Below are 12,432 nucleotides of genomic sequence, written 5' to 3' on the forward strand. Positions count from 1 at the left end.
TGCTACCCGGGTCAATCATCTTCAATGACCGGGAGCTGAATCATGAAAATCAATCCCTATCTCATCTTCAACGGCGACTGCAAAGCCGCCTTTACGTTCTACGCCCAGGCGTTAAACGGCAGCATCGACGTCATGATGACTTTCGGTGAAAGCCCCGCCCGCGAAAACGTCCCCGCCGACCTGCACAACCTGATCATCCACACCCGCCTGTCGATAGGTGACCAGGCCATCATGGGCTCGGACACCACCCCGGATCGACCCACGGATGACATGGCCGGCTGTTCGATATCGCTGAACGTCGACAGCATTGCAGAGGCCGAGCGGGTGTTCAGTGCATTGGCCGAAGATGGCAGCGTGCAAATGCCGCTGGAACCGACGTTCTGGGCGGCACGGTTTGGCATGTTGCAGGATCGGTTTGGAGTGGCGTGGATGGTGAACTGCGAGAAGGATCAGTGATTGGCCGATTGGCTGATTGCCAGCACCTTGTGGGAGCAAAGCTTGCTCGCGATGACAGACTCCTGTTCAACAGTGATGTCGACAGGCACACCGCCATCGCGAGCAAGCTCTGCCCCAAAATTTCACCTCCAACAGGGGGGGTAGTTTCACCTCAAACAGAGGGCCAGGTATTTGGGCCGTGGGAACCCGCATCAAAGCTTGGCGATCGAAACCTCAGTCGATTTAACAAACGCAATCACCTCACTGCCCACCCGCAACTCCAGGTCCCGCACCGAGCGGGTGGTAATGACCGAAGTGACAATCCCGGAAGCTGTCTGCACATCAATCTCGGAGACCACTTCGCCCTGGACGATTTCCTTGATGACACCCTTGAACTGGTTCCGCACGTTGATCGCTTTGATGGTCATGTTAAGGCTTCCTGTCTGAGTCTTGTTGGCTGGCACACATGTGCAGGCCCCCAAAGTGCACCGAGCGGAACGACATTAAAAGGAATATATAATTATCTATCTATGCCTTTTTGGAATAAAAAGAGTTACTTGATCCGATAGTGAAAGGTATTGCGCACTGCCGGCACCGACACCGCCTTGCCATCAATCATCCGCGGCTGATAACGAAATGTATCGGCAGCGGCCAGAGACGGTCGCATGAACATCGGGTGACAACCCTCAAGCACCTTCGGATTCTCGACCTTGCCCTGCGGATTGACTGTGTACTCCACCGTGCAATCGCCCTCCAGGTTCTTATCCAGCGCGCGTTGTGGATAGTCGGGCGCTTCCTTGCTCAATGGCAGGTACTGACGAGTGTCGGCAGCGGCCTGGGCAGCCGCCTGTTGACGGCCTCGCTCGGCACTCAGGCGCGCCTGTTCGGCCTGCTGTGATTGCTGTTGCGCCAGGCGCTGCTGTTCGACTTCGCGAGCGCGGTTTTGCGACTCCAGGCGCTCACGGTTTTGCTCGACTTGGAGCTCACGCTTTTTCTCTTCGACCCGCTTGCGAGCCAAGGCCGCCTGCTGCAACTTCTGCACCTGGACCTGCGGGTCGACAGCCGGCTTGCTCGGCGCTGGCGACGCGGCCACAGGCTCAAGCGGTTGCACCACGGCAGGCACCGGTATGGGTGACGGTATCGGTGCCTGAAGCGCAGGTGCCTCGGGCGTCGGCGCCAGGATCACCAGTTGGGTACGCAAGACCGCCGGCTGCTCGGCCGGAGCCATCTCGGCCACCCAACCCCGCACCAGCAACCCCAGCACGATCACGTGCAACCCGACCGCAAGGCTCGCAGCCAGGCCATTGCGCCACAGCCCGCTGCGATCGACCGGCGCAGCCGCCAGGTAAGGCCTGTGCAAGGTCATCGCCGTCATTGCGGGGCCTCGGTTACCAGTCCCAGGTTACTGACCCCACCCTGTTGCAACGCCGCCATGGCCGCGACCACGCTGCCGTAGCCGGCGTCCTTGTCGGCGCGAATGTAGACCTGGGTGTCTCGCCGCTCAGCGACCACCTGCGCTACCTTGGCCTGCATGTCTGCAAGGCTCACCGCACTGTCGGTCTGGTTGCGGGTGTCGAGTTCGCCGCCAAGATTCCAGTAGTAACCGCCCTCGGCTTTCACCGACAGGGTGAGGATCTGCTGCCGGCTGTCATTGGCCAGTGCTTCGCTGGCGACCTTGGGCAGGTCGATTTTCACCCCTTGGGTGAGCATGGGCGCGGTGACCATGAAAATCACCAGCAGCACCAGCATCACATCGATATACGGCACCACGTTCATCTCGGCCTTGGGTCCGTGTTTGCGTTGCGGTCTGACCAACATCGTCACTCTCCTTTCAGGCGGCGGCGGCCAGGTTGATCGGCGCGCCATGCAGCTTGCGGTGCAGGCGCACTTGCAGCTCGTTGCCGAACGCGTAGTAGCGCGTCAGTAACGTCTGGCTACGCGAGGAAAAGCGGTTGTAGGCAATCACCGCAGGTATCGCCGCAAACAGGCCGATGGCCGTGGCAATCAGCGCTTCGGCAATGCCCGGGGCCACGGTGGACAACGTCGCCTGCTGCACCTGCGACAACCCGAGGAAGGAATTCATGATGCCCCACACGGTGCCGAACAGGCCGATGTAGGGGCTGACCGAACCGACCGTGGCGAGGAACTGCAGGCCTTTTTCCAGGCGCACTTCCTGCTCGCTGATGGCGACATAAAGCGCCCGCTCCACGCCCTCGAGCACCACGTCTGCAGCATTGCCCGAGTGTTGGTTGAGGTGGTTGAACTCCTGCAAGCCGGCCTGGAAAATGGGCTCGACGCCGGCTTCGCTGTCAGTGTTTTTCGCCGTTTCGCGATACAACGCCAACAGGTCCGGCGTGCCGCGAAAGCGCTGCACGAAATCGTTGAGCTGTCGCTCGCGGCGCTTGAGCACGCTGCTGCGCAGGATGATCAGGTACCAACTGAGCAGCGATGCCAGCAGCAGGATAAGCATGACCGCCTTGACCAACAGACTCGCGTCGCTGATCAGCCCCCAGATCGTCATGTGTTCGAGTGTGGCCTGCATGGTGAAACTCCTTGTGCGGGGCTCGCGGGCCGTCGACGCGCGACGGCCGTTGAGCTATTCGATGAAAGTCAGATGACAGGGTGATGACGTATCAGGGCAGCTTGAGCGTCCTGGTGACCTCGGCCCAGGGCACGAATTTAAAGTTCTGGGTTTGCTCGGGCATGCGTTTGCGCCCGTCCTGCACCACCAGCATGCCCTCGCTCCAGGCTCCGCCGAGGTTGACGGAAGTGACCTCCAGGCCATCGGTTTCCGAGGCGCCGTCGATACCGAGGGCAGTATTCAGACCGACACGAAATGCGCCACGGGCAGCGAATGGCGGTTGGGCATCAAGCACCAGGTAGCTGTCGTTGCCTTGGCTGGAGATCACCAGATAGTCATTGCCGGCGCTTTGATACAGCGCCAGGCCTTCCACATCGGCGTGCAATTGCGGGCCAACCTTGATCACGCTGCTGAGCGTTGCCGGTTGATCCGCCCTGGCATCCACCGACCACACGCCCACATCCTCCTCGCCGAGAAACAGCCGTTGACGCTGATCATCGGCAACGCAGCCCTCGGGCTGACTGGCGACCTTGAACTGGCGCACCAGCTCACCCTGGACCGTGCCGTTCGGCGCACTCAAGCGGTACTGCAGGAAGGTCCCGTCCTTGCCGTTGGCGAATGCAAAGAGTTCCCCGCTGGCTGGCTGGAACAGGCAGATGCCGTAGATTTCCTTGAGGGGCGTGGCGATCTCGCCGGCCTCGCGCAGCTCGCCGCTCTGGCGATCGATACTGAACAGGCTGAGGCTGTTGTGATCGCGATTGCTCGCCACGGCCAGATCGACCGTTTGCTGACCCAGCTTGAAGTTGGGCCGCACATCGACATTGTTCAGACGCCCGACCGGCAGTTCCTGAAGCAACTTGCCCTGCAGGTCGTACGCCAGCAAACCCTGCTTTTTGTTGGTGCCCAGCACCCGACTCAAGCCTGCCTGCTGGGGATGAATCCAGATCGCCGGATCATCGGCGGCGTCCCCCTGCCGTCCTACCGGTTCGGTCTGGGCCTGCGCCGGCACAACCGGCAGCTCCGCGGGCCGTGCGACCGGTGTGGCTTGCCAATCGAGCTGCCCCTGATACAGACGGCCATCGTCATCGTCGCGCAACAACACTTCAAGCCCCTTGGCCGTCGCGCGCACGTCGAGGTTTTCCGGCTCCTTCATCCCGGGCAATGCAAGGCTGGCCTGGGCCACCCAGCGCTCGCCCTGCTGCTGATACAGGTGCAATTGCGCGGCCTTCGGGTCAAGTGCAACCACACCCGCGGGGGTCAGGGCCATGGCGCCAGCGCTGTGTTTGATCTCGCCGAAAGGCTCGCGCAGGGCCACGGGACTGCGCGTCACTTCGGCCTCGGGATGTGCCGGGTAAGCCCACCAGCCGACGTTCTCCTCGTTGACGACCAACTGATGGGCGCCATCGTCGACCCGACAGTCCGTTGCCGAAGGCGGCAACGGCAGACCGCGTACCCGTTGAGGCTGCGCATCAAGACGGGCGCCGTTGCCGACCAGCCACTGTTCACCCTTGCCCTCCTCGCCCACCAGGAACAGGAACAGGTTACTGGCCTCGTCGCGGTACAGGCACAGGCCATTCACCGGGTAGTCACGAGTCGGCAGATATACCGGCTGGCCCCATCTGCGCTGGTCAGCATCAAGGCTGACCAGCATCGCTTGCTGCCGCGCATTGTCGAGGCTCGCCACCAGCACACGGGAGCCCAGGGCGCGGCTGTCCAGGCTGGCGAATGATCCCTGCAGGCGCGCCAGTTCCGCGCCTTTGGGGTCGAGTAACAGCAAGCCATCTCGCTGACTGACGGCCAGGCGGTCAGCGCCGGTCGGCAGGAACGCCACGGCGTCGACCTTGAGGTTCGGCGCCCAGGGCGTGAGTGTCAGGTTCGCCGGGCCAGCCATGGCCTGGCTGACGCTCAGGCTGATCAGGGCGGCGAGCAGGCAACGGGAGGGTGATAAAAAAATGCTCATGAACAGGCAAGTTCCTTGTGGTGCGTACAACCTGATGGCAGCGGCGGCCATCCCGGGCTTAGAAGTGGGTGAAGGTCAGGCCGAGCTTGAAGGTCGGGCCGTACTCTTCGTACTGGCCGTTGTAGGCGCGCTGCCCGGTGTAGACGAAGTACGACTCGTCTGTGAGGTTCTGCGCCTCGAAGCTCACCTGAAGGTCCTTGGTCAGCGAATAGCGCGCGCTGAAATCGACGAAGGTCTGGGCGTCGACGTGCAGGTCGTGGGCCTTGTCGTTGATGGACGCCAGTTCGTAGAGGTAATCGGACTTGTAGTTGGCAGACAGGCGCAAGCTCAGCTTGTCGTCCTCCCAGCCAACCATCAGGTTGCCGACGGTGTCCGACTGGCTGGGCAGGTCGATGCTGCGCTTGCTGTTAGTGCCGGTGGCGGCATCAAAGCCCTTGATCTCGGCATCGGAGCGGCTGAAGGTGGTGTTGGCACCGATCAGCAGGCCGTTCCATGGCGCAGGCAGCCAATCGAATTTCTGCGAGTAGGCCAGTTCCAGGCCATAGAGTTTGGCGCTGTCGCCATTGGCGAACGTGTGCGCCTCGGCGAAATCGACCCACGCACCGGTACCGGCAAGGTCGGTGTTGTAGACGAAGTTCTGAATGTCCTTGTAGAACACGAACGCCGAGACGGTACCGGCTCGGCCCATGAAGTGCTCGATGCCCAGGTCGAGGTTGCTCGACTCCAATGGCTTGAGGTCCGGGTTGCCGAAGGTAGCCTCGTCATCGTCGATGACAAAGCCCGGGGCCAGCTGGCCGAAGGTCGGGCGTACAACAGACTTGGTCCAGGCCGCGCGAACCTGAGTGTTTTTGTCCAGCTGATAACGCGCATGCAGCCCCGGCAGCCAGTGGTGATAACGACGCCTGGTGTCGGTCGCCTGAAACTCACCATCGGTGGCGCCGGTGCCCTTGGCTTCGAACTCGGTGCCTTCGTAGCGCATGCCGGCAATGAAACGCCAGTCGTCGATGTCGATGGTATTCATCAGGTAGCCGGCGTTGATGTCCTCGCTGATCTTGAAGTCGTTGACCCGCGACTCGGTCTCGTCGTAGAAATCGTCGCGATCGAGGCCGCCGATCAGGTTCTTGATCGCACTGGCGCTGATGCCCGGCCCGAACCGGCCCAGGCGGTAGTCCACGGTGCCTTTCTGGAACTGCGCCAGGTTGAGCTGCTGGTCGTTGAAACCCAGCTCATCGAAGTCTTCATAGACCCAGGCGTCGAGATCATTGTCCTTGTTGCGGCGACTGACCTTGCCGCCGAACTTGACCTGCGAGGCGTAGCCCTTGAAGTCATAATCCCGGGCCAGGTCCAGGCGCAGATTCTTTTCGGTATCGGTGGTGCGCTGCTTCTCCCAATCAACCTTGTCGAGGCTGAAATTGCCCGGGTCGTAGAAGCCCTGGCCGATGATCGGCCGTGGCTTGTCGTTGTCGTAGAACCCACTGTCGGCAAAGTCATCGGTGCCAGCGAAGGCAGCGTTGGCAATGTGCCCCGGGCTGTCTTCGCTGGAACGGCTGTAGCCGGCCTGCCCGCTCAGGGTCCAGAGGCCGAACAGGCGCTCGCCGCCGAGCACGTAGGACTGGATTTCCTGGGTCTCTTCGCGCTGCTTGAGCTTGCGTGAGTCCTCGGCATCGCCGGTCTCTGCAGCGGCCAGTGGATCGGCAAATTCGAATGCCGTGGAGTTGCGCGTCTCGCTGTCCTTGTAGCGGCTGTAGAGCGTGCGCAGGTAATAGCTGCTGAGGTCGTCGGGCTTGTAATCGAAGTTGAGTCCACCGCCTGCCCGTTCGCGACTGATGTCGTAGTCCCGCTGCTCGAACTCCTGCAGCCGGGCGCCTTGCTCGAAGTCCCAGGCGCCGCCGGTTTCGACGTTGTCCGAACCGAAATCGCGCTTCTGCCAGCTCAATGCTGCGGCGACACCAAAGTTGTCGATGCCGTCACCGAGGCTGAACCGGTTACTGGCCGCGCCGGAAAATTTCGGGCTGGTCTGGTGGGTGTTCTTGTCGTAGCTCGCCTCAGTGCTGCCGGTATAGAACAGTCCCTTGTGATCGAAGGCCGAGAGGCTTTGCACATCGACCGTACCACCCAGGGAGTTGGCGTCCATGTCCGGGGTCAGGGTCTTGATCACCGACAACGACTGCACCAGTTCGGAAGGCAGTACGTCAAGGGCCACGGCGCGACGCTCACTTTCCGGCGAGGGCACCAGCGTGCCGTTGATGGTGACGCTGTTGAGGTCGGGGCCCAGGCCGCGCACGCTGACAAAGCGGCCTTCGCCCTGGTCGCGCTCGACACTGATCCCGGGCAGGCGCTGCACCGCTTCGGCGACGTTTTCGTCGGGCAGCTGAGCCATGCCGTCGGCGTGCACCACGCTCTTGATGCTGTCGGCGCTGCGCTGCTCCTTGAGCGCCTGGTCGATGCTCGCGGCCTGCCCCACGACCTGCACGTGCTCGGTGGTGGTCGCCGATTCGGCGGCACTCAGCCGTTCGCTGGCGATCGCCATGGCCAGAGCGGTAAGCGTGAAACCGACAAACCCGGCTGTGCTGCTGCGCTTGTACATGAATGTCCTCCCCCAAGAGTCCGTTGACGCCGGGCAAGTGGCCCGGCAACTGGGAGGGCAAGCTAGGGTTGCGCGATGACGGTTCTGTGACAGGGGTGGCAGGGAAGGCTTCAAAACGCGCTTTTGCGCGAATCGGCGGGGGCAAATGAGCTGAAATGACCTGCCTCGCCTGACGCAACTTCTGCGGCAACACAAACTCCCTCGCCACAGGAACGCTTGGTCAGATAAAAATGTGGCGACATCACTGAGCTGATTCGACCCCCTGCCCCCGTCACCCGCCTGTCACAAACATCTGCTGTGCTGACGCGCACTGTCACTCGCCAAAGGATCGCGGCCATGTTCTCTGTGCTCAAACCCCATCGCTGGAAACTTGCCCTGCTCCTGGTGGCGGCCAACCTCGGATTGCTCCTGCACCTGGCCTGCGGCGAACTGAAAAGCGTCAGCGAGTGGGTGTGGCTGGACATCATCGGCGAAGGCGGCTCGGCGCTACTGGCGCTGGTCTGGCTGGGGCTGGTGCTCAAGAGTCGCCCCGCCGGCCGGGTGACCAACTACCTGGCCCTGGGCCTGAGCTGCATCTTTTTCTCCTGGTGGATCGACAGCCTCGACGAGTTCATTCGCCTGCCCGACAGCATTACCTGGGATCACTGGCTGGAATCCGGGCCGATGCCGGTCGGGATGATTCTGCTGACCATCGGCATCTATCATTGGCATCGCGAGCAATTGGCGATCAGCGCGCAAATGGAGAAGCGCGAGAAGCTGTTCCGCGAACACCGCCTGTTCGACAAGCTGACGCCACTGGGGGGCGCCGATTATCTAAAGCGCCAATTGACTGCCAGCCTGGCGCAGAGTCTTGCCCAGGAGCAGCCGCTTTCACTGATGGCCGTGGACCTGGACAACTTCACCGCGATCAATCAGGCGTTCGGGCATGCCGAAGGCGATGCGGTGTTGCAAGCCATCAGCCATTTACTGCTGCTCAATCTGCGCCGCCAGGACCTGCTGTGCCGGTTGGCTGGCGACCGTTTCGTGGTGGTGTTGCCCAACACCGGGGAAAGCCAGGCGCGGCTGTTGGCCCTGGAACTGCAACAGGCGGTGCATGGCCTGGCCCACAAAACCCGTCAGCATGGCGAGCGCTTGCAACTGTCCGCCAGCACCGCCGTGGTGATGGCCATGGATGAGGCACCTGACGTTTTGCTCAAACGCCTGAACCTGGCACTGGCGCGCGCCAAGCAGCCCCTGGCAAAAACGGCCTGAGGCGCGGCGATGACCCTTAAAAATACCTGGTACGAAAGCGACAGCCGTTTCATCCCCGGGCATTACCAGCCGGCAACCCTGATCGACCTGGCGCTGTCGCGGGACATCGACAGCCATCGCCTGCTGCGCGGCACCGGGCTGTTCCACGACGACATCCTGGCCGGACAGACGCGCCTGAGCCCGCAGCAATTCCTGGCCCTGATCGACAACAGCCGGCGCCTGCTCGATGCCGACGACAGCAGCTTTCTGTTCGGCCAGCGCCTGCTGCCCGGGCATTACGGCCCTGCCAGCCACGCCCTGCGTCATGCACAAAACCTGCACCAGGCACTCGATACCCTGGTGCAACAACAGACGTTGCTCAGCCCCCTGGCCGCACCACGCCTGGTAATGGACGACAAGCACGCCTATTTCTACTGGCTGGACAGCTGCGGCGCCGGCGAGCAGTGGCGCTTCCTGCTGGAGGCGAGCATGACGTCGATCGTCGCCATGAGCCGCTCCCAGAGTGGTCAGCGCCTGCCGTGGGAGTGCAGTTTCAGCCACGCCGAGCCGCGTTACGTCGAGCAGTATTGGGTGCACCTGGGCGAAGACACGCAGTTCAAACGTCCCCTGGACCTGATGCGCATCCCTCGCGAGTACCTGGTACGGCCCTGGCCCAACTGCTCGGCAACGGTCGGTCAGGTCGCCCGGCAGGAAGCCCAGGGGCAAATCGATCAGTTGGGTTTCACTGCAAGTTTTGTCGACTGTGTCTACCGCTACTTGCAGGCCCACGTGCGCGAGGCCCCAAGCCTCGAACAGGCCGCGTTCGCCTTTGCCGTGAGCCCCGCGACACTCAAACGCAAACTGCAAAAACACCACACCGGGTTCCAGCAACAGGTGGATCTGGTGCGCAAGCACGTGGCGCTGTACCTGTATCAAATCAAAGGCTTCAGCAACGAAGAAGTGGCCGAGTACCTGAGTTTCAACGATGCGGCAAATTTCCGGCGCTCTTTCAAGCGCTGGACCGGTAGCACGCCTAAGTTGATTCGTCAGTTGTTCGGTTCCGGCATGGGCTAAACGGGAATTTGCTGGGTTTGAGGCAGGCGGCTATGTTGTAACCACGCCAATCCAGCGGGATTGGACCATTGGCAAGTGGAGACTGACATGCACCTCTTCAAGGCACTGCTGATCACCTCGCTAATGGCATCTGGCCTGCTGGGCCATGTTGCCACGGTCAACGCCGAGGGCGATATCGCCAAGGACGTCCGCCATGACCATCGTGAGATAGACAAAGGCATTGATCATGATGCCGACGAAATGGATAAAGCCGATAAACACGCTGACGAAGAAATAGATAACGAAGCTACCCACCTCGACAAAGAGCGGCACAAGGGTGATAAACACCTGGACAAGGAATTCAAGAAAGATCTTTAGACTGCCGAAGTGCAGGCCCGCCCTATTGACCGGGCCTGCAGTTGGTTACTTGACGGCCAACCGGGTACCGCGCGGCGTTTCAAGTTTAGCCTGTAATAACAGCCATTCGCGCTGAATGATCGAATACGGAATAAACACACTGATGCGCTCGGCGCCTTTCACTCCGGGATGGGCACTGACATCGTGTAACGTCGTGGAATAAAAGCCCATGTTGATCCCGACAATATTGCCATCGTTGCCGATGACCGGCCCACCGGACATGCCCTTGACCAACGGTGCATCGTGGATGGCATACAGATCGCCGCTGTTCTCATCGGTATTGATAAATGGCGCCTGATACACCTTGCCCTTGCCGGTCGCGGTGGCCATATACGGGCTGGAGCCCACGGCGGTGATGGCCTCGCCTACCCGTGGCGCACGCCAGGCGGGATAGCGGCCGTTGGCTTTGTGACGGATGAACACCAGGTCGCAGCCGGTACTGCAGCTGTATTGCACATTGGGGATCAGCGGAGTGTGACGCGTCGTCACGGCGTATTCCTCGTTCCATTGCACAGCCGAAGCCATATACATATAGGGAAGAGGAAAGCCTGAAAAAACGGTGAAGTATGAGTCGTTGGCGGGCCCCGAAAAATCGGGTTTCACCATGCCGTTGCATCCTGCGAGTACAGCTCCTATTAAAAAGCAGGCCATGATCTTGATCATGATGAGTCACCGACTTAATAGGGAGGACGAGACTGTTTTTTGTCGTCAATTTTTATTTTTTAGTTGTAGTTATCCTTGCCGAAGGCTCTGCACCGGTACTTTGTTATTTATGGCCGATGTTCTTTAAACGTGAGTAAATGAATTGTGCTAAGTCCAATTGCTTTTGGTTACATACACTAAGACTTATTATTGGCGCCTAAATAACGACATATAAAAATCACTTCCATGGTTTTTTCTATGACGCCGTTTTACAAAATTCGCAGGGTGATTTCACAATCTGGCCTAAGCTCAAAATTGTCTCGGAGACGCGAGTGCGAGTACCGATCATCCGGTCGATGATCCTCTGCTGATTTCCCGGCCCCGACTGGCTCAAGGATTGCAATGGACGCCGATAGCTGCCCCAGAACAACGGATTTCTGACGCGACGGCAATTTATCAACGAACAAGGACGCCAGCACTACGCTTGGTCAGTCACCGGGAGACGTATCGTGTCAACTCTCAATGAAATCGCAGCGAACCACGCGAGAATGGCTAAGGCAAAGGAAGCGGAGATCATCGCCCTGGGGGAGCGAGAGGCGCAGGTGGTGGGCGGGTTTGAAGTCACCACCCTTGAAGTGCAGCACATGCCGCTGCACCTGATTGCGGGAGCGCAGGATAACCAGGCCGGTCAAGCTGCCGGTTACGGAATGTGACGGATATCCGCCGTTTCTACTGAATCGACAACCCCGCGTCCACCACGAAGTTTTGCCCCGTGCAGCCGCGGCTGTCATCAGACGCCAGAAACAGCGCCATGCGTGCGCAGTCGCTGGCGTCGAGGCGGAACTTGAGCATTTGCTGGTCGATGAAATTCTGACTGGCCAATTCCAGTCCCGCCGGATCGCTGGCCCACATGGCATCCTGGCGGGCAGTGCGAATCGCACCCGGCACCAGACTGTTGACACGAATGCCACTGTCGCCCAGTTCCCGGGCCAGGGTGCGGGTCATGCCATTGATTGCAGCCTTGGCAGTGGTATAGCAGACCATGCCGGGACGGCCCCTCATCCACGAAATCGAGCCCATGTTGATGATCACCCCGCTTCCGCGCCGGGTCATTCCCGGGGCGACCGCCTGGGCGGCGAAAAAAGCGTGGCGCAGGTTGGTTTGCATACGTTCATCCCAATATTCGACGTCGACGTCCTGCATGGGATGGCGATCATCGCGGGCGGCGTTATTGATCAACACATCCACCGCCCCCCATTGCGCTTCAACTGCCGCGATGGCGGCCTGCAACGCCGGGATATCGCGCACGTTGCAGGGCAGGAATTTCACCCGGTCCTGGCCAAGCGCAGCAGCAAGTGCCTGCCCACCGGCCTGGTCCAGATCCAGGAAGGCGACGCGGGCGCCCTGCTGGTGAAACGCTTCGACAAATGCCGCGCCAATGCCTGAGGCACCGCCGCTGATCAGGATGACTTTGCCGGTCAGGGACGGGTAACGCGTTTGGGTATGCTGGCTCATGATTCAATCCTT

At 60.6% G+C, this 12,432-nt stretch carries 13 protein-coding genes; 5 read left to right on the forward strand and 8 right to left on the reverse strand.

What is annotated here, in order from left to right; genetic code table 11:
* Nucleotides 1-42: 42 nt before the first annotated feature.
* Nucleotides 43-456, forward strand: coding sequence for a VOC family protein (locus EQV97_RS21530; RefSeq protein ID WP_122838427.1), 414 nt, complete (start codon nt 43-45; stop codon nt 454-456).
* A gap of 191 nt (nt 457-647) precedes the next feature.
* On the opposite strand, the gene EQV97_RS21535 is transcribed toward EQV97_RS21530, so the two are convergent.
* The 6 genes from EQV97_RS21535 to EQV97_RS21560 all read right to left on the reverse strand — a co-directional run bounded on the left by EQV97_RS21535 (nt 648) and on the right by EQV97_RS21560 (nt 7,563).
* On the reverse strand, nt 648-863 hold the full coding sequence (locus EQV97_RS21535) for a TOBE domain-containing protein (protein ID WP_045061257.1): 216 nt from the start codon (nt 861-863) through the stop codon (nt 648-650).
* Between the two features lie 125 nt (nt 864-988).
* Nucleotides 989-1,810, reverse strand: coding sequence for a TonB family protein (locus tag EQV97_RS21540; RefSeq protein WP_240889797.1), 822 nt, complete (start codon nt 1,808-1,810; stop codon nt 989-991).
* The gene (gene tolR, locus EQV97_RS21545) at nt 1,807-2,253 is read right to left on the reverse strand and encodes a protein TolR (protein ID WP_122838425.1); all 447 of its coding nucleotides are present in this window, start codon (nt 2,251-2,253) and stop codon (nt 1,807-1,809) included. The genes EQV97_RS21540 and tolR overlap by 4 nt, the downstream gene beginning before the upstream one ends.
* 13 nt (nt 2,254-2,266) lie before the next feature.
* A complete protein-coding gene (gene tolQ, locus EQV97_RS21550; RefSeq protein WP_045060500.1) occupies nt 2,267-2,977 on the reverse strand; it encodes a protein TolQ in 711 nt (236 codons plus the stop codon).
* 91 nt (nt 2,978-3,068) lie between these two features.
* The gene (locus EQV97_RS21555) at nt 3,069-4,976 is read right to left on the reverse strand and encodes a phytase (protein ID WP_240889799.1); all 1,908 of its coding nucleotides are present in this window, start codon (nt 4,974-4,976) and stop codon (nt 3,069-3,071) included.
* 58 nt (nt 4,977-5,034) lie between these two features.
* Nucleotides 5,035-7,563: a TonB-dependent receptor gene (locus tag EQV97_RS21560; protein WP_240889801.1), complete on the reverse strand. Its 2,529-nt coding sequence runs from the start codon at nt 7,561-7,563 to the stop codon at nt 5,035-5,037.
* Between the two features lie 336 nt (nt 7,564-7,899).
* Between EQV97_RS21560 and EQV97_RS21565 the strand changes: the two genes are divergently transcribed.
* The 3 genes from EQV97_RS21565 to EQV97_RS21575 all read left to right on the forward strand — a co-directional run bounded on the left by EQV97_RS21565 (nt 7,900) and on the right by EQV97_RS21575 (nt 10,224).
* The gene (locus EQV97_RS21565) at nt 7,900-8,814 is read left to right on the forward strand and encodes a GGDEF domain-containing protein (RefSeq protein ID WP_225568743.1); all 915 of its coding nucleotides are present in this window, start codon (nt 7,900-7,902) and stop codon (nt 8,812-8,814) included.
* A 9-nt stretch (nt 8,815-8,823) separates the two neighbouring features.
* On the forward strand, nt 8,824-9,867 hold the full coding sequence (locus tag EQV97_RS21570) for an AraC family transcriptional regulator (protein WP_240889803.1): 1,044 nt from the start codon (nt 8,824-8,826) through the stop codon (nt 9,865-9,867).
* 123 nt (nt 9,868-9,990) lie between these two features.
* Entirely contained in the window at nt 9,991-10,224 is a 234-nt protein-coding gene (locus tag EQV97_RS21575) for a hypothetical protein (protein WP_122838636.1), read from the forward strand.
* 45 nt (nt 10,225-10,269) lie between these two features.
* Here the strand turns inward: EQV97_RS21575 and EQV97_RS21580 are convergent, their stop codons facing one another.
* Entirely contained in the window at nt 10,270-10,869 is a 600-nt protein-coding gene (locus EQV97_RS21580) for a serine protease (RefSeq protein WP_240890097.1), read from the reverse strand.
* A gap of 545 nt (nt 10,870-11,414) precedes the next feature.
* On the opposite strand from EQV97_RS21580, the gene EQV97_RS21585 reads away from it, so the two are divergent.
* Complete coding sequence (locus EQV97_RS21585) at nt 11,415-11,618, forward strand: hypothetical protein (protein ID WP_045060494.1); 204 nt, start codon at nt 11,415-11,417, stop codon at nt 11,616-11,618.
* Nucleotides 11,619-11,634: 16 nt separating this feature from the next.
* Here EQV97_RS21585 and EQV97_RS21590 read toward each other — a convergent pair whose 3' ends face one another.
* A complete protein-coding gene (locus EQV97_RS21590; RefSeq protein WP_240889807.1) occupies nt 11,635-12,420 on the reverse strand; it encodes a sulfoquinovose 1-dehydrogenase in 786 nt (261 codons plus the stop codon).
* Nucleotides 12,421-12,432: the final 12 nt, after the last annotated feature.

It is taken from the genome of Pseudomonas sp. TMW22090, assembly GCF_022496665.1.
Lineage (GTDB): Bacteria > Pseudomonadota > Gammaproteobacteria > Pseudomonadales > Pseudomonadaceae > Aquipseudomonas > Aquipseudomonas gregormendelii.

What these genes read in the sequence shown, in the direction of transcription:
- EQV97_RS21530 (WP_122838427.1), top strand. Translation starts at nt 43, where the DNA reads ATGAAAATCAATCCCTATCTCATCTTCAACGGCGACTGCAAAGCCGCC.
- EQV97_RS21535 (WP_045061257.1), bottom strand. Translation starts at nt 863, where the DNA reads ATGACCATCAAAGCGATCAACGTGCGGAACCAGTTCAAGGGTGTCATC.
- EQV97_RS21540 (WP_240889797.1), bottom strand. Translation starts at nt 1,810, where the DNA reads ATGACGGCGATGACCTTGCACAGGCCTTACCTGGCGGCTGCGCCGGTC.
- tolR (WP_122838425.1), bottom strand. Translation starts at nt 2,253, where the DNA reads ATGTTGGTCAGACCGCAACGCAAACACGGACCCAAGGCCGAGATGAAC.
- tolQ (WP_045060500.1), bottom strand. Translation starts at nt 2,977, where the DNA reads ATGCAGGCCACACTCGAACACATGACGATCTGGGGGCTGATCAGCGAC.
- EQV97_RS21555 (WP_240889799.1), bottom strand. Translation starts at nt 4,976, where the DNA reads ATGAGCATTTTTTTATCACCCTCCCGTTGCCTGCTCGCCGCCCTGATC.
- EQV97_RS21560 (WP_240889801.1), bottom strand. Translation starts at nt 7,563, where the DNA reads ATGTACAAGCGCAGCAGCACAGCCGGGTTTGTCGGTTTCACGCTTACC.
- EQV97_RS21565 (WP_225568743.1), top strand. Translation starts at nt 7,900, where the DNA reads ATGTTCTCTGTGCTCAAACCCCATCGCTGGAAACTTGCCCTGCTCCTG.
- EQV97_RS21570 (WP_240889803.1), top strand. Translation starts at nt 8,824, where the DNA reads ATGACCCTTAAAAATACCTGGTACGAAAGCGACAGCCGTTTCATCCCC.
- EQV97_RS21575 (WP_122838636.1), top strand. Translation starts at nt 9,991, where the DNA reads ATGGCATCTGGCCTGCTGGGCCATGTTGCCACGGTCAACGCCGAGGGC.
- EQV97_RS21580 (WP_240890097.1), bottom strand. Translation starts at nt 10,869, where the DNA reads ATGGTGAAACCCGATTTTTCGGGGCCCGCCAACGACTCATACTTCACC.
- EQV97_RS21590 (WP_240889807.1), bottom strand. Translation starts at nt 12,420, where the DNA reads ATGAGCCAGCATACCCAAACGCGTTACCCGTCCCTGACCGGCAAAGTC.